Source organism: Sulfitobacter sp. 1A12056 (assembly GCF_043558125.1).
GTDB classification, from domain to species: domain Bacteria; phylum Pseudomonadota; class Alphaproteobacteria; order Rhodobacterales; family Rhodobacteraceae; genus Sulfitobacter; species Sulfitobacter faviae.
In genome coordinates this window covers 61,891-85,992 of sequence record NZ_JBIFFY010000001.1, presented here as the reverse complement: position 1 = coordinate 85,992, position 24,102 = coordinate 61,891, and the positions used below count along the sequence as shown (strand labels likewise).

The following is a 24,102-nucleotide window of genomic DNA, read 5'->3' as shown; positions in this document are numbered from 1 at the left end:
GAACCCCGGCGCGGAAAGCTCCACGCCGGGGTCCGAAAATTTAGCTTAAGCATCAACCGCTTAAATTAGTCCCAGAAGCCTTCGTCAACGCCAGGCAGCGCTTCGAGCTCTTCTTCGCTCAGACGCGTGACATAGGCGTAGGTTTGGTCATCGACGGCCACGAGGTTCACATCGGGTGTCGAGATCATGACGTGTTTGTCACCGATATCGAGGAAACCACCGACTTCGGCCACGATGCCGACCATCTGGCCGTTTTTGGACAGAACGATATCTTCGATCTCACCAATTTCGTTCCAATCGGCGCCGATTTCGTTATAGGCCGTATTCGGGCTCCATTCGTCGCCGGCTTCGTTGAGGGTGTAGATCTCACCGCCGGTGATGTCGCGCGACCGGATCAGATCGCCGCGCATTTCGTTCATCTGCATGCTGTCGACGTTGGAATAGTCGGTCATATGCGTTTCAGCGAAAGCGGCGGTGCCTGCGAGTGTCAGGGCAAGGGTGCTGGCTGTAAGCGTTTTCATGTCTCTCTCCTCTTCGTTATTTGCTATGGTCACAACGAAAGCTCGGACAGAACGTTCCAAAAAATCTAAAATTTACTATGGGTTAGGTGCCAGCGCGCTGGCAGCATCATGCCGCGCGCCGCAAAAAGGCAGTTCGCCCCAAAGCGCAGATGGAATGAAATGGGGGGGGGTGGTACCACCTCCTGGTCTCGAACCAGGGACCTCTTGATCCACAATCAAGCGCTCTAACCAACTGAGCTAAGGCGGCACTGGGGCGGATTTAGCGCCCGTGGCGGAGGAATGCAAGACCTCAAAGTCAGAAGAAATGCCGGTTTCCGTCAGATTTTTCGCACGCCCTGTGTCATCGGCACTCATGCGGGAAACGCGGGTGGATGACGCGGCGATTCCGCCCTCGGTCTTCGAGCTGCGCGTCGCGGCAATCTCCCGATCCGCCAGAACGGCACCACACCCTCTTCCAGAACGGTGATGATGCATCCGTCACCTAAGGCCAACGCGGCCCCTGCCCTGCGCCGCAACCCGCCAAGATATCTTGCCTTTTCGCCCATGCCGCGCTAGCGATAAGCCCCACCAAACCGGAGGCTCCCATGGGCATCGACACCGAACGCGACATCGAAGCAAACCTGCAAATCGGCCCGACAGACAAGGGCATGGTCCGCCTTTTCGTCGAAGGCGGCGGCGTTGAAATTCCGATGGATTTCACCCCGGAAGAAGCCCGCGAAATCGCGGAAGAGATCATGGCCGCCGCGAACCGCGCGGGCAAAAAAGGGCGCTAAGCCGCCTAAACGCGGGTTCGCCCCGCCTTAGGAATATGGGCGAACAACCTCACCCCCCCCCCTTTCAAGACCAGTTCGGCGCCATGTCGGGATCGCGTAGGCGATGCAGGCGCCGGGCGGCATGGGTCGCGAATTTCTGCACCATCACCTTGCGCCGGGCGGGCGCAAGCTTGGTCTCATCGCACATCCTCACAATCTCGGCCCCATAGGAGTCACCGATGATGAGACCGCTTTCCTCGGGCAGCAGTTCCACCGGGAACTCACTGTCCACGGCCCAAAAGAACCGGTCGGCCCATTCCAAATAGCCCTCCCATTTTGCGTCGCCCATGAAGTCGGCGCGACTGGATTTGCATTCGACGATCCAAATCTCCCCCTTCGGGCCAAGCGCCATCACGTCGACCCGCAAACCGCGCGTCGGCACAAGTTCCTCCACCGAGGCGAACCCAAGATCGGCCAAATGCCGCATCACCCCCCGCGCCAGTAATTGGCCGGGTTGGAGTTGTCGTATGTCATTCTCCATCATGGCGACAAATATGAACATTTGATGAACATCCACAAGGGGCAGCACCGGAAAGTTTGGTAATTCCCCCGTGACCCCCTATCATCACCCCAGCAAAGCGAGGGAGGCCCATGGCACAACGCGAACCGATGAGTGAGACGCAGGCGCGCGGGGTGCGTTACGCCCGTGAATTGGAGGGCCACCTGACATGGCTCGATACATTCTCGGGCACGGCGCTTGGCGTTTTGGCCGTGGCCTCGGGCATTTACACCTACCTTGGCGTCTCGTCGCTGCTGGATGACAACGGCGCCATGTCGGCCTTTGCCGCGATCGCCTATTCGGTGGCGGTCTCGGTGGGGATTTTCGTCTTCTGGTCCTATCTGCTGAGACTCTTCCCCGCAGTGCGCACCACCCGTGCGCGGATGGGACTTTTGGGGGCGATGGGGCTCGGCTCCGTCGCGATCATCGCGATGTCGAGCTGGCTGAACGCCGCCGCGCTCGCCGGATCGGCGGCGGTAGAGCAGCATCTGGCCGAGACGGTGCAGGACTACCAAGGCGCGTTGGAGCGCACCCATGAGATTGCCCTGTCGGCCCAAGGGCTTGAGCGGGACGTGGCGCGGGTCAGACAAAGCTTTGAAGACCTGAGCGAGCAAGAGGCCGCTGGCAGCCTGTCGGGTCTTGCCGGACGCGGCGCGGTGTTCCGGGTGCTGCGGCAGAAGTCGGCAGAACTGGGCGCGCTGGAGGCGCAGATCGCCACCCAGACCCCGCTGGTGAATGACGCCTTCGCCGAGGGGAACCAGATCCTCAGCCGCATGCGCGCCCTTACGGTGGAGCCCGGCCCAGTTCAGGCGCGCTCGGTCGAGTTTTCCGAACAGGCCGTGCGGCTTGCAGGTCTGATCACCCGGCTGCGGCAGCTTTCCGTGGCCCCGCTGGTGGAGCGCGCGGCGCAGGATTTGGCGGCCTCCGTCGTGCTGCCTGAGCTTGACGGCAGCAACGAAGAGCAACGCGGCGCGCAAGGGGCGACAATCACTTCGGTTCTGGAGGTACTGGCCCAGCGTGCAGCGACATTGGAGCGCGCAGCGCAGGATGTGCAGGCCATGCCGCCCGCTGCCGACACGACATATACGCCGATTTCCAGCGCCGATGCGGTGATCCTCTATGCGCGCAATTTCGTGCCCTCGTGGGCCGGGGCCATCGCGATTGACCTGTTGCCCGCCGTGCTGGTGCTGATCCTCTCCATCACCCAAGGGGCGATCCGCTCGGGCCGGGAGGGGGCCGCGGTCGAAGACACGCTGACCCTTGCAGAACTGCGCGCCGCGCTGGCCGCCGTGCGCGATGTCGATGTGGCGATGCAGGAAAGCCCCGCCCACAAACGCCCCGCCGCCGAAGCGCCGCCCGCTGCGGATGCGACCGAAGAACCGGCCCCCGGCCCCGTCACATCGATCAAAAGCACATGAGCGAGGAGACCCCACCAGAAGCCGACGCCCCCCACCGGAAGCCGATTGTCGGGCGGGTGCTGATCGGCGTGCTGATCTTTCAACTTGGCCTTGCGGTGCTGCTGTTCTGGGGGGATTTGGGCGCAGGGCTGCGCCTGCCGGGCTTTGGCCCGCGCGCCCCGGAATTGACCGAGCCGATCCGCCCCGGCGACCAGACCCGCCGCTTCCGCCCCGAGCGCGCGCCAACCCCGGGCCAGCCGATGCCCGAGACCGCCCTTCCCGACCGGCTGGTGCTCACCCCCGTCTCGGGCGGGCGGGCGGCGCTGCTGGAAGGGGCCATCGAAGCGGGCGATGCGGAGCGGATCGTCAAACAGTTGAGCGAACTGACCCCCGCGCCCGAGGAAATCTATCTCAATTCCCCCGGCGGATCGGTCCGCGACGCTTTGGAACTGGGCCGCTACCTACGGCGCGAAGCGCTAGACACCGCGCTGCGGGAGGGCGACATCTGCTATTCCGCCTGCCCCTATCTGCTGGCCGCCGGCGCGGCACGGACGGTGCCCGAGAGCGCCTCGGTCGGGGTGCATCAACATTACTTTGGCGAAAGCACGATCCTGCCCGCCTTTGTCGCCGTGGAGGACATCCAGCGCGGCCAAGGTGAGGTGATGCGATACCTTGATGATATGGGCATTGATCCGATGGTGATGCAGCACGCGCTGGTCACGCCACCCGATGAAATCTATGTGCTGCTGCCCGAAGAATTGCGCCGCTACGGCTTTATCCCCGCCGACGATTGAACCGGCAGAGAAGTTTTGCAAATCCACTTCCGCCCCCTTGCCGCAGCCCCCCATGGCCCCTACATCGGGGGTCGACGGGTTCTGCCCTGTTCGTGAACGTTACATTCCAGTGGCCTTAAGCAAATCCGAGGGAGCTGGCTCTGTCCGAGCCCTGGTTCGGTTACCTGGCGCCCACCTGTACATACAGGTCCTCGGGAATATAAAACAGCAGCGGCAGGCGCGGTTCCCGTCACTTTCCCAAGACATCAATGTGGTAGATGGCCCCCTCGGGGCCACTTTCCCGCGCGTTTAGAACGCTTCGGGGCGCGCCTCGCGGGCCATATGGTCAAGCACGGCGTTGACAAAGCTCGGCTCGCGCCCATCGGGGAAGAAGGCATGGGCCACGTCGACATATTCCTTGATCACCACGCGCGGCGGCGTGTCGTCATGGCGGAACTCGGCCCCGGCGGCGCGGAACAGCGCGCGCAGGGTCGGGTCGATCCGGGCAATGGCCCATTTGGCGACGATGGCGCGGTTGGCCATCTGGTCGATCGGCGCTTGATAGTTCACCGCATCTTCGAGCACGCGAGAGAAGTGATCAACATCCCCCTCCTGCATCTCGTCGCCCTCATAGACGGCACCGAAACGGTGGTCGATGAATTCGTGACGCACGACATCGACCGTCTGCGCGGAATGCTCCATCTGGAACAGCGCCTGTACGGCATAGAGCCGCGAGGCCGACTTCATCTTACGTTTCTGGTTGCCCGAAGGCCCGTTGCTGGTCATGCGATGTTTGATCCATCCGTGTCGCCGGCCATCAAAGTGTCCTGCCCGAATGGCTTGAACCCGATGCCCTTGCTCTGGCGGCCCCATTTACGAGCGAGCGCGATAAGATGCAAGGCCGCAGCGGCCGCGCCACCGCCTTTGTTTTGCCGCTGAGGGTCGGCGCGCACCTCGGCCTGTTGTTTGTTCTCGACCGTCAGGATGCCATTGCCGATGCAAAGCCCTTGCAAGCCAAGCAGTTGCAAGGCGCGGCTGCTGTCATTGCAGACGGTCTCGTAATGCGTGGTCTCGCCCCGGATGACGCAGCCAAGCGCGACATAGCCGTCGAAATTGCTGCCCCGGTCGGAAATGCCGATGGCGGTGGGAATCTCCAGCGCGCCGGGCATTTCGATCACCTCATAACTGGCGCCCGCAGCCTCCAACTCGGCCTTGGCGCCGGTCAACAGGCCATTCGCAATGTCCGAGTAATAGGGCGAGACGACGATCAGCAGCTTCACCGGTTCGTCGAAGCTGGGGCGCGGCAGGATGGTATGCTCTTCGGCGGATGCCATGGCGATTACTCCGTAGTGATGGGCCGGGTGCCCACGATTTCCAACGCATAGGCGTCGAGGCCCAGATAGCGCGTGTCGGGATTGTCGGTCAGCAGGACCAGTTCATGCAGCCCCATTGTCGAAAGGATCTGCGCGCCCAGACCGGTGCGTTTGATCGTGCGCGGGCGGTCGTCATCCTCGGGGTCGAGCTTGAGGCGCGGGTAAGGATCGCGGAAGAGCACCACGGCCCCTCGCCCCTCTTCGGCGATGATCTGCATGGCGCGGGGCAACTCATCCGCAGGGCTGGGGCCGAGGCCGAGAATATCTTCCAGCGCGTTGATCGCATGGGTGCGGATCAGTACCGGCTCGGGCGTTGAGATGTCGCCCTTGGTCAGCACCACATGGTCGGTCCCGGTGATCTGGTCGGAGAACACCCGCATCTGCCAATCGCCGCCATAGGCTGAGGTCACGGTGCGGCTGTCGCGCTCCACCAGCAGATTGTCGTGCTTGTGGCGGTAAGTGATGAGATCGCTGATCGTGCCGATCTTAAGCCCATGCGCGGCGGCGAATTCCACCAGATCGGGCAGACGGGCCATTTCGCCGTCGTCCTTCATGATCTCGCAGATCACGCCCGAAGGATGCAGCCCCGCGAGGCGCGAAATATCGACCGCCGCTTCGGTATGGCCTGCCCGCACCAGCACGCCACCATCGCGGGCGCGCAGGGGGAAGACATGGCCGGGGGTGGCAATATCTGCCGAACCGGATTGTTCCGAGATCGCCACGGCCACGGTCAGCGCACGGTCGGCGGCAGAGATGCCGGTGCTGACACCCTCACGCGCCTCAATGCTGACGGTAAAGGCCGTTTCATGCCGGGAGGAGTTGTTCACCGCCATCATCGGCAAGCCAAGGTGATCGACCCGCTCTGCCGTCATCGGCAGACATATCAGCCCGCGCCCATGGGTCGCCATGAAATTGATCGCCGCAGCATCGGCAAACTCAGCCGGGATCACCAGATCGCCTTCGTTCTCGCGGTCCTCATGGTCCACAAGAATGAACATACGGCCTTGGCGCGCGTCTTCGATGATCTCTTCGATGGGCGAGATCGCATCGCTCAGCCCTGTCTCGACCGGTCCGGGTTTGTCAAATTGCATCGGCTGCTTCCATCTATCTGTTGCCCGGCTCTTAGCCTGACCCGCGCCGCTTGGCCAGAGCGCGCCCCGAAGGGCGCGGCGTCACATCTCGTTCAAACGCGCCACGTAACGGGCCAGCGTGTCGATTTCGAGGTTCACCAGATCGCCGACGCCTGCATCGCCCCAAGTCGTCACCTCCTTGGTATGCGGGATGAAGTTGATGCCGAAATCACAGCCATCGACATCATTCACCGTCAGCGAGGTGCCATTCAGCGCCACGGAACCTTTGGGCGCGATGAACCGCGCCAGATCCTCGGGCGCGCGCAGGGTCACGCGGGTGCTGTCGCCCTCGTCTTTCATCTCAATGATCTCGGCCACGCCATCGACATGGCCCGAGACGATATGCCCGCCCAACTCGTCACCCACCTTCAAGGCGCGTTCAAGGTTCACGCGTTTGCCCTCGCGCCAGTGCTGGCCGAGGTTGGTCTTGGCCACGGTCTCGGCGCTGATCTGCACCTCATACCAATCCTCGCCCAGCCCCACGACGGTCAGGCAGACCCCGTCGCTGGCGATGGAGGCGCCCATGTCGATGCCGCTGGTGTCATAGCCGGTCTGGATGCGCGCGCGCAGGTCGCCTTCCTGCTCCAGCTTGGTCACGGTGCCAACGTCTGTGATAATGCCGGTGAACATGGGGTAGGCTCCTTTGCTGGTTCCGCGCAGTGGTAAACCCGGTCACCGCCACAGGCAAGAGCGGGTGACGCCACATTGTCGCCCCTATTATATGGTGGTTAAGAGGGCAAAGCCCCACCAAAGGACCAGAATGACCGTGACCGCCGCCCCGACCAGAACCTTCCTGTTCCTGCAAGGACCGCATGGCCCTTTCTTTAACAGTCTGGGCAAGATGCTGCGCCGCGCGGGGGCCGAGGTCTGGCGCGTGGGCTTCAACGCGGGCGACCGGGCCTTTTGGTTTCATCCGTCGACCTACATCCCCTATCGCGGCAGGGTCGAGGATTGGCCGGGCGTCTTTGCCAGCCTGCTGGACGACAAGCAGGTCACCGACATCGTGCTTTACGGCGACACCCGCCCTATCCACGCCGAAGCGGTGGCCGAGGCCAAGCGCCGTGGCATCACCGTCCATGTCTTCGAGGAGGGCTATATGCGGCCCTATTGGGTCACATATGAACGCGGCGGATCGAACGGCAATTCGCGGCTGATGGAGATGACAATTCCCCAAATGCAGGCCGCCCTCGCCCGCTCAGACATGGAAGCCCCCCTGCCCCCGGGCCATTGGGGCGACATGCGCCACCACATCTTTTACGGCGCGCTTTACCATTGGTTCGTGATGTTCCGAAACGGCGACTACCGCAATTTCAAACCCCATCGCAGCCTGCCGGTCACCAAGGAATTCCGCCTCTACCTCAAGCGGCTCTTGCTGATGCCGGTGCTGGCCGCCGACCGCCTGCTGGCCACGCTGAAGATTCGGCTGGGCGGCTTTCCCTATCATCTGGCGCTGCTGCAACTGGAGCATGATTCCTCTTTCCAGAAACATTCGCCCTTCAACACAATGGCCGATTTCCTTGAACTGGTGATCGAAGGTTTCGCCAAGGGCGCGCCGCAGCATCACCACCTCGTCATCAAGGCGCATCCGCTGGAGGATGGCCGCGTGCCGGTGCGGCGCGATGTCAAACGGCTGGCCCGCGCGCATGGGGTTTCCGACCGGGTCCATTTCGTGCGCGGCGGCAAGCTGGCACAGCTTCTCAATGACACCCGGAGTGCTGTCACGGTGAATTCCACCGCCGGGCAACAGGTGCTCTGGCGCGGCATCCCCCTCAAGGTCTTTGGCCGCGCGGTCTATTCCCAGCCTGAGTTTGTCTCGGACCAGCCGCTGCCGGAATTCTTTGCCACCGCCAACCGCCCCGACAACCGCGCCTATAAGGATTACCGCCGCTATCTGCTTGAAACCTCCCAGGTTCCCGGCGGTTTCTATGCCGCACGCGGGCGGCGGCAATTGCTGCGCCAAGTGGTCGATATGATGCTCGCCACCGAGGATCCCTATGACGCACTGGAACAGGGCACCGCGGCCCCTCGGCAACAGTTGCGGGTCGTCACCTGAGTTAACCCATTCCGCCCTGTAGATTTTTTCGCTAGGCTGCGCTAAGTTGTAAAGTAATACGTCAAGACAATTGGCGATTTCGAGGCAGATATTTCAGGTCGAGGAGACCGGGCAGTGAAATCCGTATCTTTCCGGTGGGCGCGCCCCATCGCAGCGCTGGCGGCGGTGGCCGTCGTCTCATCATGTGGTTTGCCGCAGGTCGGACCGAACAAACGGCAAATCTATGCAGGCTCTGTTCAGCGCGAAGGCGATGCCTTTGTCGTCAGCGTGAATGACCGTGTGACCCGCGCCACCGCTGTGGCCCCGGCGCTTGGCTTTTCGGAAAGCTTCAAGAACGCGGGCCGGGTCGGTTCCGACACGATCCAGCCGGGCGACATCCTTGGCATCACGGTTTATGAGAACGTGGACGATCCGCTTCTCGGCGTCGAAGGCGCGCCAGCCACGATGCTGGAAGAGGTGCAGGTCGACGGCGCGGGCTTTATCTTTATCCCCTACGCGGGCCGCATTCGCGCTGCGGGCAACACGCCCGAGGCGATCCGCCGCATCATCACCAACAAGCTCGGCGAGCAGACCCCCGACCCGCAGGTCGAAGTGCGCCGCGCCGCCGGTGACGGCTCGACCGTCTCGCTCATCGGTTCCATCGGGGCGCAGGGCGTCTACCCGATCGAGCGTCCGACCCGCACGCTGGCCGCCATGCTGGCACGCGCGGGCGGTGTGACCATCATCCCCGAAATCGCGCAGGTCACCGTCATCCGCGGCGGGCAGCGCGGTAAGATTTGGTTCCAAGACCTCTATGACCACCCCGAACTCGACATCGCCCTGCGCCCGGGCGACCGGATTTTGGTCGAGGAAGACACCCGCTCTTTCACCGCGCTTGGCGCCACCGGCGGACAGGCCCGCGTGCCCTTTGAATCGCAAAACCTCTCGCTTTTGGAAGGCATCGCGCAGGTGGGCGGGCTCAGCCCCCTCTCGGCCGACCCCACCGGCGTCTTCGTGTTCCGCAATGAGCCTGAGGAAGTCGCCGAACAGGTGCTGGGCCGCAGCGATCTGACCGGCGCGCAGCGCATGGTCTATGTGACCGACCTGACCAAGCCCAACGGCATGTTCATGGCCCGCGATTTCGTGATCCGCGACGGCGACACGATCTATGTGACCGAAGCGCCCTTCACCCAGTGGAGCAAGGTAATCTCGGCCATCACTGGCACGGCGGGTTCGGCGGATAGCATCACCTCGCTGACCGAATGATCCACCCCGGTGGCATTCGAAGCTGACCCATACCAACACCCCGCCGCCGGTCCCGAAAGGAGCCGGCGGCTTTTCGTATATAACGGCGGGTTTCTGACACAGCGCCGTCTGCGGCGCATCTTGCAACTGTCGGGCCATTCCCTGCGCCTTGGCCTGCCCGGGCCGGATGATGCGGTGGCGGTCTGGGGCAACTCCCCCACCGCGCATCGCGGGCTGGCCGTGGCCGCCAAACGCGGCGTGCCAGTGATCCGGGTGGAGGACGGATGGCTGCGCTCGCTCCACCCCGGTCGCGCGGGCGAGCCGCCCTTGGGCCTGCTGATCGACAGCCGAGGCGCGCATTTCGATCCCGCCCACCCCTCGGACCTCGAAGAGCTGCTGGCCCGCCACCCGCTGGACGACACCGCCCTCCTGGACCGCGCCCGGGGCGGCATGGCGCAGATGGCCGAGGCGCATCTGACAAAATATGCGGGCTTTGACCCCGACATGCCCGCGCCGGAGCCGGGCTATGTGTTGGTGATCGACCAGACCCGCGGCGATGCCTCGGTCACCGCCTCAGGCGCGGATCGTTCACGGTTTCTGGAAATGCTCGTCTTCGCGCAAGAGGAACACCCCGGCGCGCGGGTCATCATCAAGAGCCACCCCGAGACGGCACAGGGCTTCCGCGCCGGGCATTACGGCCCCGAGGATACCAACGAGCGGATCACCCTGCTGACCGATCCCATCAGCCCTTGGGCGCTGTTCGAAGGGGCGGTGGGTGTCTACACCGTCTCATCGCAAATGGGGTTCGAGGCGATCTTTGCAGGCCACAGGCCGCGCGTCTTCGGCCAGCCCTTCTACGCCGGTTGGGGGCTGACCGAAGATGAATTCCCCGTCCAACGCCGCCAGCGCCGCCTTAGCCGCGCGCAACTCTTCGCCGCCGCGATGATCCTCTATCCGACCTGGTACGACCCCTATCGCGACGAACTCGGCAGTTTCGAGACGGCCCTTACCGCCCTTGCCGCGCAGGCCCGCGCGTGGCGAGAGGATCATCGCGGCTGGGACGCATGGGGCATGCGCCTGTGGAAGCGCCGCCCGCTGCAACAGTTCTTCGGAACGGCCACGCCCCTTCGCTTTCGCAAAGGCCCGGCAGAAGTCCCCAAGCCGCCCCGCCGCGCCATGGTCTGGGCCAGCAAGGCCGAGGTCGCGCCCCAAGATGCGCTGCGGGTCGAGGACGGGTTTCTGCGCTCGCGTGGGCTGGGGGCCGAACTGGTCCCGCCCCTGTCGCTGGTCTGTGACGATCTGGGCATTTACTACGATCCCCAAGGACCCAGCCGGTTAGAGCAATCGATCGCGAAACGCGCCGACCTGCGCCCCGATCAACTGGCCCGCGCCCGCGCGCTGATCGCGGCGCTCACCGGGGCGGGCCTCAGCAAATACAACCTCGGCGGTGCCGCGCCCGACCTACCGCCGGGGCGGCGCATCCTCGTCCCCGGACAGGTCGAAGACGACGCCTCCATCCTCACAGGCACGGGCGATGTGTGCAGCAACGCGGCCCTGCTGGCCGCCGCACGCACCGCAAACCCGGATGCCGTGATCCTCTACAAACCCCACCCTGATGTTGAAGCGGGCCTGCGCAAAGGCGCGACGGAGGCGGGCGACGCCGATCTGATCCTGCACCGGGCCGACCCGGTGGCGCTTCTCGGCCAAGTCGACGCGGTTTGGACCATGACCTCCCTTCTGGGGTTCGAAGCGCTCCTCCGCCGGGTGCCGGTGGTGACCTTGGGCGCGCCTTTCTACGCGGGCTGGGGGCTGACCGAAGACCGGGGCGATGTGCCCCCCCGCCGCCGCGCGACACCGACGCTCGAAGGGCTCGTTCATGCCGCGCTCATCGACTACCCGCGCTACCGCGACCCGGTCAGCGGCTTGCCCTGCCCCGTCGAAGTGGTGGTCGAACGGCTGGCCACGGGCCGCCTGCCCCGCGCCGGGTTGGACAACCGGATGCTGTCGAAACTCCAAGGGGTCTTTGCCAGCCAGAGCCACCTTTGGCGGCGATAGCGCTCAATCGGCTGCGTTTCGCCGCCAGACGTGCAGCAGGTCCGGCCCAATTTGCTGGCTGGATTGCAACGCAAAGCGCGGGGCCTCGGCCAGCCGCGACAGGCCAAGCGCCCCAACGCCGGGCAGACCTTCGGCCCCGATCACCAGCCCGGCGGTGAACCCCACCAGCCGGTCAACCAAATCCGCCTCGATGAGCGAAGCGGCCAAGGCGCTCCCCCCCTCGCAGAAGATCCTTGTGAGACCATGCGCCGCCAATTCCCGCATCACATCCTGCGGGTCCAACTGCGCCCCGCGTGCGGCACAGGGCAGCAGTGTCGCCCCCAGATCGGCCCAGGCTTTGACCAAAGCCGGATCGGCATCCGCACCGTGGCAGAGGATCAAAGGCACCTCAGCCGCCGTGCGCGCCAGTTGCCCCATCAACGGCAGGTCGAGCCTGCGGGAGACGACGACGCGCGCCGGTTGCTGGGCGATGCCAAGACCACGCACCGTCAGGCTCGGGTCGTCCTTGCGGGCGGTGCCCGCCCCGACCATTACCGCGTCATGACGGCTGCGCATAGCATGGGTCAGCCGCCGAGCGGGGGCGTCGGTGATCCACTGGCTTTCGCCCGTGCCGGTGGCGATGCGCCCGTCAAAGGAATTGGCCAGCTTCAGCGTCAGCATCGGGCGGCCCAGATCGGTGCGGCAGAAAAAACCGGCGTTATCCGCGCGGGCCGCGTCCTCGTGCAGACCGACCGAGACCTCGATCCCGGCATCTTGCAACATCGCGATGCCGCGCCCGTTGACCCGCGCGTCGTCATCCTGCGTCGCGATCACCACGCGGGCCACGCCTGCGTCGATCAGCGCCTGCGCACAGGGCGGCGTTTTGCCGTGGTGGGAGCAGGGTTCAAGCGTGACATAGACCGTCGCCCCCCGCGCCGCCGCACCCGCCTGCGCCAGCGCCTGCGGCTCGGCATGGGGGCGCCCGCCGGGTTGGGTCCAACCGCGCCCGACGATCCGCGTGCCTTGCACGATGACGCAGCCCACCGCCGGATTGGGCCAGACATTGCCCTGCCCGCGCCGCCCCAAGGACAGCGCCAGCGCCATATACCGCGCGTCGCTCATCCGCTCGCCGGTCACTCTTCCGGCAGGGCGTCGGGCCGCAGTTCCTGAACGAATTTGTCGAAATCGTCCGCGGCTTGGAAGTTCTTGTAAACAGAGGCGAAACGCACATAGGCCACGGTGTCGATCCGGGCCAGCGCCTCCATCACGATCTCACCGATATGTTTCGAACTGATGTCGGTCTCGCCCATGCTTTCCAACCGGCGCACGATGCCCGAGATCATCTGATCGATACGTTCGGGATCAATGGGGCGTTTCTGCATGGAAATACGGATCGAGCGTTCCAGCTTGTCGCGGTCAAAATCCTCGCGCTTGCCGGAGGTTTTGATGACCACAAGGTCGCGCAACTGCACCCGTTCGTAGGTGGTGAAGCGGCCTCCACAAGCCGGGCAGAACCGTCTGCGCCGGATCGAGACGTGATCCTCGGCCGGGCGGCTGTCTTTCACTTGGGTGTCGATATTTCCGCAAAACGGGCAGCGCATCGGCCGTCCCCCTCTTCATCCTGCCTCACTTGTGGGGCGCGCGGCCCTCTTGTCAAAACTTATAGGGGAGCCGCGAGGTTTTGGGTAGAGAAGATTTCCACAGCTATATCTTGCGTTCAAATATGTGTCATGGACCCAACGCCATGCCCCTGCGTTGGTCAGCGAAGGCTATAAACGGAGCATACCATGACCAAGACACTTTTCCTGACCGGCGCCTCCAGCGGGATCGGCGCCGCCACCGCCCGCGCCGCCGCGAAAGCGGGCTGGAACATCGGCCTCTTTGCCCGCAGCGAAGACAAGCTGAACGACCTCGCCGCCGAGATTGGCGACCAAGCACTCGTGCTGGTGGGCGACGCCACCGATTACGACGCGCAGAAACAAGCGATCGACAAACTGGCCGACCACTTCGGACAGGTTGACGCTGCCTTTGCCAACGCCGGGCGCGGCACCAGCCCGGCGGGGACAGAGAATGGCGACCCGCAGGATTGGAAAGCGATGGTCGAGCTCAACATCATGGGCGCGCTCTATACCGCCCATGCTGCCATGCCGCATCTGCGCAAGACCACGGGGCAATATATCGTGACCGGTTCTGCTGCCGGGCGGCGGCATATCCAAGGGTCGATCTACGGGGCGACCAAGTGGTTTATCCACGGCTACGCAGGTAACCTGGCGGATGAGATGGCCGAATGGGGTGGCCGCTGCATGGTGGTCTCACCCGGCATGGTCGACACCGCCTTTTTCGATGAGGCCAAACCCGACAAGTTGCAGCCTGAGGATGTGGCAGATGCAGTGATGCATGCGCTCGAAGCGCCCGCGCGGGCGGCGGTGCGGGAAATTCACCTGATGCCGACGGGGTGACCCCTGCCCGGTCCGGCGTCAGTCGGGCCGGAAATGCGCCGCGATGCGCCGCTGATGCGGGGCGTCGCGATGCTCGAACAGGTAAATGCCCTGCCAAGTCCCCAACATCATCCGTCCCCGCGCGACGGGGATGCTAAGGCTCACCGGCAGGACCGAGGCTTTGATATGCGCGGGCATATCATCCGGCCCTTCCATCAGATGCGTGAGATAGCTCATTTCTGGCGCATCGGCGGGCGGCACCAGCCGGGCGAAATAGGCCAAGAGGTCGCGCTGCACATCCGGGTCTGCGTTCTCTTGGATCAGCAAAGAGGCCGAGGTGTGCTGCACCATGAGCGTCAGGAGCCCGTCCCCCTGCCCCGCAATCCAGCGGGCCACGTCATCCGTGAACTCGTAGAGCGCCTGACCGCGGGTTTGAATGGTAAAGACTGTCTGCATTTCAGCAGGCCCCCCAGTGCTGCGCCTCAGCGCCCCAACATTGGCCAGCCGCCTCTTTCGCGTCGCTTATGGCAAAGAGGCCCAGTTCCGCTGACCCCCTGTCGCAGGAGAGCGAGGCGATCTCGCGCCCATTCTCGCGCACCGTCACCCCACCATCGCTGATCTGATCGAGTTTGTCGAAAGAGCCATGGACCTCGTATGTAAAAGCGCCATTCCGAAAGGTCGTGCTTTCCCAGATGGCACGACCTATGCCCGGCCAAGGCTGATGCGCCACCTCCGTGATCGGAGCGCTCAGGGTCAGACCGGGCGCGTCAGGCGGGCCGAAGCGGTAGATCACCTCTTCCCCGTCGAGGCAGACCTCCAACTGCTTCGTCCCATGGTCAATCGTACAGGTTAGAACCGTGGCGCTACGCTGGTGGCAATGGGCAAGGGCTTGGCTGGTGCCGAGGGTCAGAAGCAGGCTGGCGAGTAGAAAACGCATGAGATCAATCCGTCGTAACAATACCCGCAGAATAAGCCCGCCACCGCGTGAAAACAACGGCTTCCCCGGCTCAGAAATCCCGCAACTCAATTATGCGATCCAGACAGAACTGCCGCGCATGATGGCTGGGCAGGTTCTCTCCCGCTTGGTTGATCGTGACGGAATAGGACTGCCCCCTGTCGCCGCTCGCCCGCTGAGGGTTGGTGGTGTAAACGACGCCGGTACGGCCCACGCCGCTCACCGACGGGCCGCGAGGCGTTTTGATATAAAGCCGCTCCCCTCGCGGGAGGCCCAGAACGTCCTGCGCAAACTCCGCTGCGGCGCACCAGATGTGACGCGCGCCTGCGCCGTGGTCTTCGATCACCTCGAACTCCTGCGCGGTGAGGGGCACGACGATCAGCCGGTTCTCGGCCCGGTAGGCCTGTGCGGCGGCTTGCAGCGGCAGCATAAGACAAAGAAGGGTAAGGACAGTTTTGCGCATCATGGGAACCTTCTTGGGATACCCCCTTGATGTAAGCGGCGCGGGCGGCAGGTCAAAGACCCGCCCCGCAAAAGAAAACGCGGCCACCGGGGCCGCGTTTTGGTTTATTGGTCCAGAAAGCTGCGCAGCTTGCGCGAGCGGCTGGGATGTTTCAGCTTGCGCAGCGCCTTGGCCTCGATCTGGCGAATACGTTCGCGCGTGACCGAGAATTGCTGGCCGACCTCTTCGAGCGTGTGGTCGGTGTTCATGCCAATGCCGAAGCGCATCCGCAGCACGCGTTCCTCGCGCGGGGTGAGCGAGGAGAGCACCCGCGTCGTGGTCTCCTTGAGGTTTTCCTGAATGGCACTGTCGAGCGGCAGCACGGCATTCTTGTCCTCAATGAAGTCACCCAGCTGGCTGTCTTCCTCGTCGCCGATGGGCGTCTCAAGGCTGATCGGCTCCTTGGCGATCTTCATCACCTTGCGGACCTTTTCGAGCGGCATTTGCAGCTTCTCAGCCAGTTCCTCCGGCGTCGGCTCACGGCCAATCTCGTGCAGCATCTGGCGACCGGTGCGGACCAGTTTGTTGATCGTCTCGATCATATGCACCGGAATGCGGATGGTGCGGGCTTGGTCAGCAATCGAACGGGTGATCGCCTGACGGATCCACCATGTCGCGTAGGTGGAGAACTTGTAGCCGCGGCGATACTCGAACTTATCGACGGCCTTCATCAGGCCGATGTTGCCTTCCTGAATGAGATCAAGGAATTGCAGACCCCGGTTCGTGTACTTCTTGGCGATGGAGATGACGAGGCGCAGGTTCGCTTCGACCATCTCTTTCTTGGCCTGACGGGCTTCTTTCTCACCCTTCTGGACCTGCTGCACGATGCGGCGGAATTCCGAGATATCCAGCCCGACATATTGGCCGACCTGCGCCATGTCGGCGCGCAGTTCTTCGACCTTTTCCGAGGAGCGTTCGATGAACATCTGCCAGCCCCGGCCGGACTTCTCGGCCATCCGCTCCATCCAGTTGGGATCAAGCTCATAGCCGCGGTAGTTGTCGACGAATTCCTTGCGGTTGATGCGCGCTTGGTCGGCGAGCTTCACCATGGCGCTGTCGATCTGCATGATACGGCGGTTAATGCCGTAAAGCTGGTCGATCAGCGCTTCAATACGGTTGTTGTGCAGGTGCAGGTCGTTCACCAAAAGCACGATTTCCGACCTCAGCTTCTGATAGGTCTCTTCCTGTTCCTTGGTGAAAGAGCCGTCTTCGTTCAGCGTGGCCGAAATCCGGCTGTCCTGCATCGCGCTGAGCTTTTCATAGTCATCCGCGATGATGTCGAGCGCTTCCAGAACCTGCGGTTTCAGCGCCGCTTCCATGGCCGCAAGGCTCATGTTGGCCTGTTCGTCCTCGTCGTCGTCGTCGTCCGACGAGATCGGATTGCCGTCGGCGTCATATTCGGGCTTGGATTCTTCGGTCTTGGTTTCGGCCCCGGCGGCGGGGGCGACGACCGGAGAGGTTTCCTCCTCATCGCCCATCTGCGTGCCAAAGGTCGCCTCAAGGTCGATCACATCGCGCAGCAGAATGTCTTCAGACAGAAGTTCGTCACGCCAGATGGTGATCGCCTGGAAGGTCAGCGGGCTTTCGCAAAGCCCGGCGATCATCGTGTTGCGGCCAGCCTCGATGCGCTTGGCGATGGCGATCTCGCCCTCGCGGCTCAAAAGCTCCACGCTGCCCATTTCGCGCAGGTACATGCGCACCGGGTCATCGGTGCGGTCAAGCTTCTCGGAAGTGCCGGAGGACAGCGCCACATCGCGGTTGGACTCAGTGGTCGCAACCTCGGTCGAGCCTTTGTTCTCTTCCTCTTCGGCTTCCTCGTCTTCGATGATATTGATGCCCATTTCCGAGAGCATCGACATCACGTCTTCGATCTGTTCCGAGCTGACCTGATCGGGCGGCAGCACCGTGTTGAGCTGATCATAGGTGATATAGCCCTTCTCGCGGGCCTCACCGATCATCTTCTTCACGGCGGCTTGGCTCATGTCGAGCGAGTGGCCGGCCTCTGAATCGTTGCTCTTTGCGTCGTCATTCGTATCTTTGGCAGCCATCTCATGCTCCTTCAGCGCGTCAGCGCGAATCATCCGCAGACGATTCGGTTTTCCGAATCATGCGGGGTTATCGGTGATTCTTAAACCCGTTGCCCAGCATTTTCAAAAAGTCCTGCAAATGGGCCACGCCGATGCTCATCCGCGGCCCTTTGACTTGTCATATTTAATCGTTCCCAACAGCGCGTCCAATGCGCTGCGCTCATCGCGGTCCATCGTCATGCCGTTGTCGCCCACGTCGAATTCCCCGTTGCTTTCTTCCTGTGCGCTGCGGCGGGCAAGATCGGCGGCACGGGCCGCTTCGCTCAAACGCCAGGTGACCCCCTCATCCGCCGGGCCGCTGAGGTCTTCGACGGCTTCGGCGATCTCTTCGTTCAGCCCACGGGCGGCATCCAGTTTGGCCAGTTCCTCGGCCACGGTCAGGCGGGTCATGTCCACATTGCCGGGATTGCGGATGCAGGGCGTGATGGCAACGTGGCGTTGCCCCTTCATGTTTTCAAGTGTCTCCCAGCCGAGGGAGTAGGAAATCTCCTCGCTCAGCCGCTCTTCGCCCGCATGGCCAAAGCGCAGCAGCAGATCGCGCAGCCGCGCGTGATCAGGGTCATCGCAGCGCATCGCCTCCAACCCCGTCTCGAAGGTCTCGACCAACTGCGGGCAATCGACGAGGGCCACAAGGATCACCGCCTCGCGCAGATGCATGCCCACCTGCTCATCGCTCATCGCCACGAGTGCCGAGGCTTTGGTGCTGGCCAGCGGGGCCAGCGGCGCGCCCCAAGCAGCGCCCTTGCCGCCTTTGCCCTTGCCCGGCGCTTTGCCCCCGACGGGGCGGAATTCGGGCCGTTTCTTCTGCGGGCGGAACAGCTCCCACCGCAGGTCCTTGATCTCTTGCCCATAATGGCTGCGGATCGACGGGTCGCGGATCAGTTTGATCTTTTCGCGCAGGCTTTTGTCCAGCGCCGCTTTGCGTTCGGGGCTGTCGAAAACCTTGCCCTCGGTCTCGCGCTGCCACAGCAGGCGCACCATGGGCAAGGCGCTGTCCAGAAGCTTTTGCAAAGCGTCCGGCCCCTGCGCACGCAGCAGATCGTCGGGGTCCTGCCCCTCGGGCATGACCGCGAAACGCAGGCTTTGCCCGGCCTCCAACAGCGGAAGCGCCAGATCGATCAGGCGCAACGCCGCGCGTTGGCCCGCCGCATCGCCATCCAGCGTGATGATCGGCTCAGGCGCGATACGCCACAACATCTGCAATTGGTTCTCGGTGATCGCGGTGCCCAAGGGAGCCACGGCCCCTTCGAACCCCGCCCCATGCAGGGCGATCACATCCATATAGCCTTCGGCCACGATCAGCGGCTGCCCCCGCCCTGCGGCGGCGCGGGCGTGTTTGACGTTGTAAAGGCTGCGGCCCTTGTCAAAAAGTTCGGTCTCGGGCGAGTTGAGGTATTTCGCCTTATCCTCGGGGTCCATCGCGCGACCGCCAAAGGCAATCGCCCGGCCCCGCGCATCGCGGATCGGGAACATGATGCGCCCCCGGAACGTGTCATAGGGCTTGCCGCCCTTGGAGGAGGGTTTCGCCAGCCCCGCCCCGAGGATCAACTCATCCGCCACGCCTTTTGATTTGAGCGCATCCCACAGCCCCTGCCAACTGTTCGGGGCGAAACCAATCTCCCAATGGGCCTGCGCCTGTTCCGATAATCCGCGCTTGGCCAGATAATCGCGCGCAGCGCCCGCAGCCCCGGTGCGCAATTGCAGGCGGAACCATTGCACCGCTTGCTCCATCACCTCGGCCAATTGCGTGCGCTTGTCGGCCTTTGCCTGTGCGCGGGGGTCTTGCTTGGGGATCGGCATGCCGACTTCGCGGGCGATGATCTCCACCGCTTCCATGAAGCTCACATTCTCGGTCTCACGCACGAAAGAGATTGCATCCCCTTTTGCGTGGCACCCAAAGCAGTAGTAGAAGCCTTTGCGATCATCGACGTGAAAGCTCGCGGATTTTTCCTGATGGAAGGGGCATGGCGCCCACATGTCGCCCTTGCCCTGATTGGACTTTCGGTTGTCCCAAACAACCTTGCGCCCCACCACCTGAGACAGGCTGGCGCGGTCACGCAGTTCTTCCAAAAATCCGGGGGGCAGGCTCATGGCTTCATATACCGGCTGGGGCAGTACAGAGTCCAGAGGAGGCGGCGCGGCAGCGGGCGGTAAAACGCCCCTTTTGCCGGGCAGCGCCCCCTGCCCGGCACGGCGTTGGTCAGCCTATTGGGCGAGGCACATTTCTTTCCACGCGGCGGCGAGATCGTTCTTTTTCACGTCGCGCATCTTCATCTCGTAGACCCAAGGGGTCACCAGCGGAATCGCGGTGTTGAAGCTTTCGGGCCATGTCGCCTTGGCCTTCACGGCGGCGGGGACTTGGCGCTCTTTTACGCGGTCGAGGCGGGCCTGCTGCACGGCGGCGACCACGGCGGCCTGATGCATGCAGCTCGTCTCTTTCTTCGAGGCCGCCAGCGCCGGGCCCGAGACCGCCATGCTGATCGCGGCCAATGCGGCGAAAATCGTTTTGTTCATGTCTATGCTCCGTTGTTTGCCTAACGGGGATTCGGGCCCCTGCCGCACAACCTAGCGCCGCGATGCCACCGCTTCCATAGCGCGGCGCAACTCCTGCACCAAAGTGGCGGCCATCGACCGATAGACCATAAGCAGGAAGCCGGTGTCGGTTCGGGTGATCGCGGCGGGCATTTCGCGCAAGGGGCTGCGCAGGGTCTGACCGGGTTTGAACGCCGCCGCGCGCAGGTCAACCGGGGCCAGTCGCGCCAGTACATCTTCGGCCCCCGGCCCCTGCAACTCCGCCACCGCCCATCCGTCCGAGACATCGACAAGGGCTGCATGTTTCGCAAGCGCCTCATCTGGTGCGGGGCCGACAAGCAACGCCTCTTTCCGGCCAAACCACAGACAGCGAGCATCGCCGTTGGCGGTGCTCTGAAGCGGCTCCGGCAGGGCAACCCCATGGGCGGCCTTTAGCGCCTTGGTGAGGGCCGCCGGATCAAACACGCCCAGCACGGTCAACTGGCCCAGATCGCGAGCCGCCACCGTCATGTCACCGATGTGCAGCGGGAGCAGATCGCCGAACGGCGTTTGCGCTTTCAATTCAACCACGGGCGGGTCCTCCTTCAGGGTCCACAAAGACCGGGGCGCAGATCTCCACCTCCGCCTCGATTTCGCGCAGATGGTCGACCATGCGCATCACCTCCCCATGCCGTGCGCGGCCCCGGGTGACGAAGCCCAGCCCGATAAAAGTGCCAACATCCGGCGAAAAGCCGACCGAGGTCGTATGGCCTTGCGCATTCTCGCGGCTGGCCTCGGCCCCGGCCTCGAACAGAAACGCCCCTACCGTGAGTTGTTTCACCGCGCCGACGGGCCGCAGCCCGACCAGTTGCGCGCGGTTTGGGTCGCGCAGGCCGGGGCGTTCGGACATGGCCTTGCCGATGCAATCCTTGGCATCCGACAGCATCCGCCCCATGCCGATATCCTCTGCCGTGGCGCGGCCGTCGATCTCTGCATGGGTGATATGCCCCTTTTCCAACCGCAGCACGTTGAGCGCCTCCATCCCATAGGCGCCGCCCTCCAGCGCCTCGGCCCGCGCGACGAGCAGGTCGAACAGCGCCGCGCCATAGCGCGCGGGCACGGCGATCTCATAAGCATGTTCGCCGGAAAAGGAGATGCGGAACAGCCGTGCCGCCACCCCGCCGAGCCGCACATCGCCGCAGGCCATGAAGGGGAAGCTCTCATTGTCGATCGGCTGCTCCAGCAGCCCGTTCAGCAATTCACGAGAATTCGGCCCTGCCACGGCGAATTGCGCCCATTGTTCGGTGACCGAAGAAAGATGCACCTGCCATTCGGGGTGCAGGCATTGCGTGACGAATTCCAGATGGCGCATCACCTCACCGGCAGCGCCGGTGGTAGTGGTCATCAGGTAATGCGTCTCAGCCAAACGCGCGCAGGTGCCATCGTCCATGACGAAACCGTCTTCGCGCAGCATCAAACCATAGCGTACCTTACCGACCTTCAAGCTGTTGAACTTGTTCGTATAAACCAGATCGAGCAGCTTGGCCGCATCCGGCCCCTGAATGTCGATCTTGCCTAGGGTCGAGACATCGCAGATGCCCACCGTCTTGCGGACAAAGCCGACCTCGCGATCACAGGATTGACGCCAGTTGCGCTCCTGCCCGCGCGGAAAATAGCTGGGGCGATACCACAGCCCCGCCTCCACCATTGGGGCGTTCATGGCAAGGCTGGCCGCATGACTGGTGGTCAGCCGTTCGGGCGCAAAGCCCTTGCCCTGCCCGCCCGCGCCCATCGCTGCAATCGCAACCGGAGTATAGGGCGGGCGGAAGGTGGTCGTGCCCGTCTCGGCAATGCCGCGCCCGGTGGCATCTGCCAGCACCGCCAGCGCCGCCACGTTGGAGTTCTTGCCCTGATCGGGGGCCATGCCTTGGGTCGTGTAGCGCTTCATATGCTCGACCGAGCGGAAGCTCTCTGCCGCCGCCTGCTGCACATCCTTTACGCAGACATCGTTCTGAAAATCCAGCCACGCCCGGCCCTTGCCCGGCACTGCCCAAAGCGGGGCAAGGCGGTAGGGCGCGTCATCGGCCTGCGGCAGATCGATGGGCTCTGGCTTGCGGCCCAAAGCCGCCAACGCGTCCCCTGCCGCCGCCACACCCGCCGCAAGGCAGCCGTGGGTCGAGAAGCTGCCGTTACAGGCTCCCGCCACATGCATTCCCGGCACCGCGCCGGGGGTGGGCAGAAAGGCGTGGATCTCGGGCGACCATGTCGGTCGCCCGTTCATATGGCAGGTGAGGTGCAGCGAGGGGTTCCAACCGCCCGACATGGCCAGACAATCGGCCTGTATCTTATGCACGCCCCCGGCGGTGCGGATCGACACCGCCTCCAACTCCTTGCCGCCCGAAGTGTTGCAGACCACCGCCCCGCTCAGCACCGGGAAATCCGCGCCATCGTGGCTGACGCCCTCGCGGCTGTCGATCAGTGCGGCCACATGCACGCCTGCTGCCGCCAGATCGCGGGCCGTGCGATGGGCGTCGTCGTTATTGCCAAAGACCGCAACCTGCTTGCCCGGCGCCACGCCCCAGCGGTTGAGATAGGCGCGCACCGCGCCCGCGGTCATGATGCCCGGGCGGTCGTTGTTGGCAAAGGCCACGGGGCGCTCCAACGCGCCTGCTGCGAGGATGGATTGCTTGGCTGCGATGCGCCAGAAACACTCAAGCGGCGCGCCCTCGCCCCGCCGCGCGCGGTGTTGGTTGACCCGTTCCAACGCGCCGAACATGCCGCCGTCATAGGCGCCGGTCACCGTCGTGCGGGGCATCAGCCGCACATTGTCCATCGCCGCGAGTTCCGCGACCACGCCCGCCGCCCATACATGGCCTGGCTCACCATCGACACGCTCGTTCTCGGCATTCAGCCGCCCGCCCATCAGCGCATCTTCGTCGGCGAGGATCACATCCGCCCCCGCCCGCGCCGCCACCAGCGCCGCCATCAAACCCGTCGGGCCTGCGCCGATCACCAAAAGATCGCAAAAGGCATAGGCTTTCTCATAGGCGTCCGCGTTGGGCTGGCCGCTCAGCCGCCCCAGACCCGCCGCGCGGCGGATCACCGGCTCATAGACGCGCCGCCAAAAATTGCGCGGCCACATGAAGGTCTTGTAATAGAACCCCGCCCCCAGAAAGGGTGATGCCAGATCGTTCACCGCCATGAGATCGAGATCGAGGCTCGGCCAAGCGTTCTGGCTGCGCACCTGCAAACCTTCGTAAATCTCTTGCATGGTGGCGCGAACGTTGGGCTCTGACGCGGGGCCGACGCCGGTGGTCACCAACGCGTTCGGCTCTTCGCTGCCCGCGCTCAAAACCCCGCGCGGGCGATGATATTTGAACGACCGCCCCATCAGCCGCTGCCCATTCGCCAGCATGGCCGAGGCGACCGTATCGCCCGCAAACCCGCCATAGCGCCGCCCGTCGAAGGTAAAGCTGACCGGCGTCTCCCGGTCGATCAATCCGCGCCCTGCAATCCTCATGCCATGGCCCTTTTCACATCCGACGCTAGTTCGACGGCGTGTACCGCATGGGTCACCGTATCGCGGGTGACGACGAGCCACGCGCCGCAGCCGGTCTCATGCTGCCACAGGTCGCGGGTCTCTCCCGCAGGGTTGTCGCGCAGGTGGAGGTAGGCGTCCCACACATCATCCCCGGCCTCGGGCGTAGGCCGCGCCAAGGCGATGGCATCGCCGCGATAATAAAACTCTCGCCGGTCCCGGCTGCCGCAAATGGGGCATTCAATCCGCATATCT

At 63.8% G+C, this 24,102-nt stretch carries 24 protein-coding genes, 1 tRNA gene and 1 other RNA gene; 8 read left to right on the top strand and 18 right to left on the bottom strand.

The window, feature by feature from the left end; translation table 11 throughout:
• Positions 1 to 65: 65 nt before the first annotated feature.
• Together ACGYLD_RS00425 and ACGYLD_RS00420 are read right to left on the bottom strand one after the other, a co-directional pair.
• Positions 66 to 521 (bottom strand): PRC-barrel domain-containing protein, encoded by a 456-nt coding sequence (locus tag ACGYLD_RS00425; protein WP_271689592.1) that lies wholly within the window; start codon positions 519 to 521, stop codon positions 66 to 68.
• Positions 522 to 691: 170 nt separating this feature from the next.
• Positions 692 to 768 (bottom strand) — tRNA-His (locus ACGYLD_RS00420).
• A 337-nt stretch (positions 769 to 1,105) separates the two neighbouring features.
• Between ACGYLD_RS00420 and ACGYLD_RS00415 the strand changes: the two genes are divergently transcribed.
• Positions 1,106 to 1,294, top strand: a complete 189-nt coding sequence (locus ACGYLD_RS00415) for a DUF6324 family protein (protein WP_209219317.1) — start codon at positions 1,106 to 1,108, stop codon at positions 1,292 to 1,294.
• A 64-nt stretch (positions 1,295 to 1,358) separates the two neighbouring features.
• On the opposite strand, the gene ACGYLD_RS00410 is transcribed toward ACGYLD_RS00415, so the two are convergent.
• The gene (locus tag ACGYLD_RS00410; RefSeq protein WP_271691734.1) at positions 1,359 to 1,835 is read right to left on the bottom strand and encodes an MmcB family DNA repair protein; all 477 of its coding nucleotides are present in this window, start codon (positions 1,833 to 1,835) and stop codon (positions 1,359 to 1,361) included.
• 89 nt (positions 1,836 to 1,924) lie between these two features.
• On the opposite strand from ACGYLD_RS00410, the gene ACGYLD_RS00405 reads away from it, so the two are divergent.
• From ACGYLD_RS00405 to ssrS, 3 genes are all read left to right on the top strand, one after another.
• Positions 1,925 to 3,250: a hypothetical protein gene (locus tag ACGYLD_RS00405; RefSeq protein ID WP_271691735.1), complete on the top strand. Its 1,326-nt coding sequence runs from the start codon at positions 1,925 to 1,927 to the stop codon at positions 3,248 to 3,250.
• Positions 3,247 to 4,023, top strand: a complete 777-nt coding sequence (locus ACGYLD_RS00400; RefSeq protein WP_271691736.1) for a hypothetical protein — start codon at positions 3,247 to 3,249, stop codon at positions 4,021 to 4,023. The genes ACGYLD_RS00405 and ACGYLD_RS00400 overlap by 4 nt, the downstream gene beginning before the upstream one ends.
• A 75-nt stretch (positions 4,024 to 4,098) precedes the next feature.
• A non-coding RNA gene (gene ssrS / locus ACGYLD_RS00395) (6S RNA) lies at positions 4,099 to 4,253 on the top strand.
• Positions 4,254 to 4,311: 58 nt separating this feature from the next.
• Here ssrS and nusB read toward each other — a convergent pair.
• The 4 genes from nusB to ACGYLD_RS00375 form a co-directional block, all read right to left on the bottom strand.
• Positions 4,312 to 4,788: a transcription antitermination factor NusB gene (gene nusB / locus ACGYLD_RS00390; protein WP_067264814.1), complete on the bottom strand. Its 477-nt coding sequence runs from the start codon at positions 4,786 to 4,788 to the stop codon at positions 4,312 to 4,314.
• Complete coding sequence (locus tag ACGYLD_RS00385) at positions 4,785 to 5,336, bottom strand: 6,7-dimethyl-8-ribityllumazine synthase (protein ID WP_271691737.1); 552 nt, start codon at positions 5,334 to 5,336, stop codon at positions 4,785 to 4,787. Before ACGYLD_RS00385 ends, nusB begins: the two co-directional genes overlap by 4 nt.
• A gap of 5 nt (positions 5,337 to 5,341) precedes the next feature.
• Positions 5,342 to 6,466, bottom strand: coding sequence for a 3,4-dihydroxy-2-butanone-4-phosphate synthase (gene ribB, locus ACGYLD_RS00380; RefSeq protein WP_067264809.1), 1,125 nt, complete (start codon positions 6,464 to 6,466; stop codon positions 5,342 to 5,344).
• Between the two features lie 81 nt (positions 6,467 to 6,547).
• The gene (locus ACGYLD_RS00375; protein WP_209219322.1) at positions 6,548 to 7,135 is read right to left on the bottom strand and encodes a riboflavin synthase; all 588 of its coding nucleotides are present in this window, start codon (positions 7,133 to 7,135) and stop codon (positions 6,548 to 6,550) included.
• A gap of 130 nt (positions 7,136 to 7,265) precedes the next feature.
• Between ACGYLD_RS00375 and ACGYLD_RS00370 the strand changes: the two genes are divergently transcribed.
• The 3 genes from ACGYLD_RS00370 (at position 7,266) to ACGYLD_RS00360 (ending at position 11,837) form a co-directional block, all read left to right on the top strand.
• Positions 7,266 to 8,558 (top strand): capsule biosynthesis protein, encoded by a 1,293-nt coding sequence (locus ACGYLD_RS00370; RefSeq protein ID WP_271691738.1) that lies wholly within the window; start codon positions 7,266 to 7,268, stop codon positions 8,556 to 8,558.
• Positions 8,559 to 8,672: 114 nt separating this feature from the next.
• Positions 8,673 to 9,803 carry a polysaccharide biosynthesis/export family protein gene (locus tag ACGYLD_RS00365; RefSeq protein WP_197470901.1) on the top strand — a complete coding sequence of 377 codons (1,131 nt, stop codon included), beginning with the start codon at positions 8,673 to 8,675 and terminating at the stop codon, positions 9,801 to 9,803.
• A gap of 9 nt (positions 9,804 to 9,812) precedes the next feature.
• Entirely contained in the window at positions 9,813 to 11,837 is a 2,025-nt protein-coding gene (locus tag ACGYLD_RS00360; RefSeq protein ID WP_394400534.1) for a capsular polysaccharide biosynthesis protein, read from the top strand.
• Between the two features lie 3 nt (positions 11,838 to 11,840).
• Here ACGYLD_RS00360 and ribD read toward each other — a convergent pair whose 3' ends face one another.
• Together ribD and nrdR are read right to left on the bottom strand one after the other, a co-directional pair.
• The gene (ribD, locus tag ACGYLD_RS00355) at positions 11,841 to 12,938 is read right to left on the bottom strand and encodes a bifunctional diaminohydroxyphosphoribosylaminopyrimidine deaminase/5-amino-6-(5-phosphoribosylamino)uracil reductase RibD (RefSeq protein WP_271691741.1); all 1,098 of its coding nucleotides are present in this window, start codon (positions 12,936 to 12,938) and stop codon (positions 11,841 to 11,843) included.
• A gap of 11 nt (positions 12,939 to 12,949) precedes the next feature.
• Entirely contained in the window at positions 12,950 to 13,417 is a 468-nt protein-coding gene (nrdR, locus tag ACGYLD_RS00350) for a transcriptional regulator NrdR (RefSeq protein WP_067264800.1), read from the bottom strand.
• A 186-nt stretch (positions 13,418 to 13,603) separates the two neighbouring features.
• On the opposite strand from nrdR, the gene ACGYLD_RS00345 reads away from it, so the two are divergent.
• Positions 13,604 to 14,275, top strand: a complete 672-nt coding sequence (locus ACGYLD_RS00345) for an SDR family oxidoreductase (RefSeq protein WP_271691742.1) — start codon at positions 13,604 to 13,606, stop codon at positions 14,273 to 14,275.
• 18 nt (positions 14,276 to 14,293) lie between these two features.
• On the opposite strand, the gene ACGYLD_RS00340 is transcribed toward ACGYLD_RS00345, so the two are convergent.
• The 9 genes from ACGYLD_RS00340 to ACGYLD_RS00300 form a co-directional block, all read right to left on the bottom strand.
• Positions 14,294 to 14,710, bottom strand: a complete 417-nt coding sequence (locus tag ACGYLD_RS00340) for a secondary thiamine-phosphate synthase enzyme YjbQ (RefSeq protein ID WP_271691743.1) — start codon at positions 14,708 to 14,710, stop codon at positions 14,294 to 14,296.
• A 1-nt stretch (position 14,711) separates the two neighbouring features.
• Positions 14,712 to 15,191, bottom strand: coding sequence for a hypothetical protein (locus tag ACGYLD_RS00335; RefSeq protein ID WP_271691744.1), 480 nt, complete (start codon positions 15,189 to 15,191; stop codon positions 14,712 to 14,714).
• A gap of 70 nt (positions 15,192 to 15,261) precedes the next feature.
• A complete protein-coding gene (locus ACGYLD_RS00330; protein ID WP_276155508.1) occupies positions 15,262 to 15,672 on the bottom strand; it encodes a hypothetical protein in 411 nt (136 codons plus the stop codon).
• A 104-nt stretch (positions 15,673 to 15,776) separates the two neighbouring features.
• Positions 15,777 to 17,759 (bottom strand): RNA polymerase sigma factor RpoD, encoded by a 1,983-nt coding sequence (gene rpoD / locus ACGYLD_RS00325; RefSeq protein ID WP_067264850.1) that lies wholly within the window; start codon positions 17,757 to 17,759, stop codon positions 15,777 to 15,779.
• 135 nt (positions 17,760 to 17,894) lie between these two features.
• Positions 17,895 to 19,889: a DNA primase gene (gene dnaG / locus ACGYLD_RS00320; protein ID WP_271691746.1), complete on the bottom strand. Its 1,995-nt coding sequence runs from the start codon at positions 19,887 to 19,889 to the stop codon at positions 17,895 to 17,897.
• 114 nt (positions 19,890 to 20,003) lie between these two features.
• Complete coding sequence (locus ACGYLD_RS00315) at positions 20,004 to 20,312, bottom strand: hypothetical protein (protein ID WP_209219329.1); 309 nt, start codon at positions 20,310 to 20,312, stop codon at positions 20,004 to 20,006.
• Between the two features lie 51 nt (positions 20,313 to 20,363).
• Positions 20,364 to 20,900, bottom strand: coding sequence for a sarcosine oxidase subunit gamma (locus ACGYLD_RS00310; RefSeq protein WP_394400527.1), 537 nt, complete (start codon positions 20,898 to 20,900; stop codon positions 20,364 to 20,366).
• A complete protein-coding gene (locus ACGYLD_RS00305) occupies positions 20,893 to 23,829 on the bottom strand; it encodes a sarcosine oxidase subunit alpha family protein (RefSeq protein WP_394400524.1) in 2,937 nt (978 codons plus the stop codon). The genes ACGYLD_RS00310 and ACGYLD_RS00305 overlap by 8 nt, the downstream gene beginning before the upstream one ends.
• Entirely contained in the window at positions 23,826 to 24,098 is a 273-nt protein-coding gene (locus ACGYLD_RS00300) for a sarcosine oxidase subunit delta (RefSeq protein WP_271691750.1), read from the bottom strand. The genes ACGYLD_RS00305 and ACGYLD_RS00300 overlap by 4 nt, the downstream gene beginning before the upstream one ends.
• Positions 24,099 to 24,102 lie beyond the last annotated feature (4 nt).

What these genes read in the sequence shown, in the direction of transcription:
- ACGYLD_RS00425 (WP_271689592.1), bottom strand. Translation starts at nt 521, where the DNA reads ATGAAAACGCTTACAGCCAGCACCCTTGCCCTGACACTCGCAGGCACC.
- ACGYLD_RS00415 (WP_209219317.1), top strand. Translation starts at nt 1,106, where the DNA reads ATGGGCATCGACACCGAACGCGACATCGAAGCAAACCTGCAAATCGGC.
- ACGYLD_RS00410 (WP_271691734.1), bottom strand. Translation starts at nt 1,835, where the DNA reads ATGTTCATATTTGTCGCCATGATGGAGAATGACATACGACAACTCCAA.
- ACGYLD_RS00405 (WP_271691735.1), top strand. Translation starts at nt 1,925, where the DNA reads ATGGCACAACGCGAACCGATGAGTGAGACGCAGGCGCGCGGGGTGCGT.
- ACGYLD_RS00400 (WP_271691736.1), top strand. Translation starts at nt 3,247, where the DNA reads ATGAGCGAGGAGACCCCACCAGAAGCCGACGCCCCCCACCGGAAGCCG.
- nusB (WP_067264814.1), bottom strand. Translation starts at nt 4,788, where the DNA reads ATGACCAGCAACGGGCCTTCGGGCAACCAGAAACGTAAGATGAAGTCG.
- ACGYLD_RS00385 (WP_271691737.1), bottom strand. Translation starts at nt 5,336, where the DNA reads ATGGCATCCGCCGAAGAGCATACCATCCTGCCGCGCCCCAGCTTCGAC.
- ribB (WP_067264809.1), bottom strand. Translation starts at nt 6,466, where the DNA reads ATGCAATTTGACAAACCCGGACCGGTCGAGACAGGGCTGAGCGATGCG.
- ACGYLD_RS00375 (WP_209219322.1), bottom strand. Translation starts at nt 7,135, where the DNA reads ATGTTCACCGGCATTATCACAGACGTTGGCACCGTGACCAAGCTGGAG.
- ACGYLD_RS00370 (WP_271691738.1), top strand. Translation starts at nt 7,266, where the DNA reads ATGACCGTGACCGCCGCCCCGACCAGAACCTTCCTGTTCCTGCAAGGA.
- ribD (WP_271691741.1), bottom strand. Translation starts at nt 12,938, where the DNA reads ATGAGCGACGCGCGGTATATGGCGCTGGCGCTGTCCTTGGGGCGGCGC.
- nrdR (WP_067264800.1), bottom strand. Translation starts at nt 13,417, where the DNA reads ATGCGCTGCCCGTTTTGCGGAAATATCGACACCCAAGTGAAAGACAGC.
- ACGYLD_RS00345 (WP_271691742.1), top strand. Translation starts at nt 13,604, where the DNA reads ATGACCAAGACACTTTTCCTGACCGGCGCCTCCAGCGGGATCGGCGCC.
- ACGYLD_RS00340 (WP_271691743.1), bottom strand. Translation starts at nt 14,710, where the DNA reads ATGCAGACAGTCTTTACCATTCAAACCCGCGGTCAGGCGCTCTACGAG.
- ACGYLD_RS00335 (WP_271691744.1), bottom strand. Translation starts at nt 15,191, where the DNA reads ATGCGTTTTCTACTCGCCAGCCTGCTTCTGACCCTCGGCACCAGCCAA.
- ACGYLD_RS00330 (WP_276155508.1), bottom strand. Translation starts at nt 15,672, where the DNA reads ATGCGCAAAACTGTCCTTACCCTTCTTTGTCTTATGCTGCCGCTGCAA.
- rpoD (WP_067264850.1), bottom strand. Translation starts at nt 17,759, where the DNA reads ATGGCTGCCAAAGATACGAATGACGACGCAAAGAGCAACGATTCAGAG.
- dnaG (WP_271691746.1), bottom strand. Translation starts at nt 19,889, where the DNA reads ATGAGCCTGCCCCCCGGATTTTTGGAAGAACTGCGTGACCGCGCCAGC.
- ACGYLD_RS00315 (WP_209219329.1), bottom strand. Translation starts at nt 20,312, where the DNA reads ATGAACAAAACGATTTTCGCCGCATTGGCCGCGATCAGCATGGCGGTC.
- ACGYLD_RS00305 (WP_394400524.1), bottom strand. Translation starts at nt 23,829, where the DNA reads ATGAGGATTGCAGGGCGCGGATTGATCGACCGGGAGACGCCGGTCAGC.
- ACGYLD_RS00300 (WP_271691750.1), bottom strand. Translation starts at nt 24,098, where the DNA reads ATGCGGATTGAATGCCCCATTTGCGGCAGCCGGGACCGGCGAGAGTTT.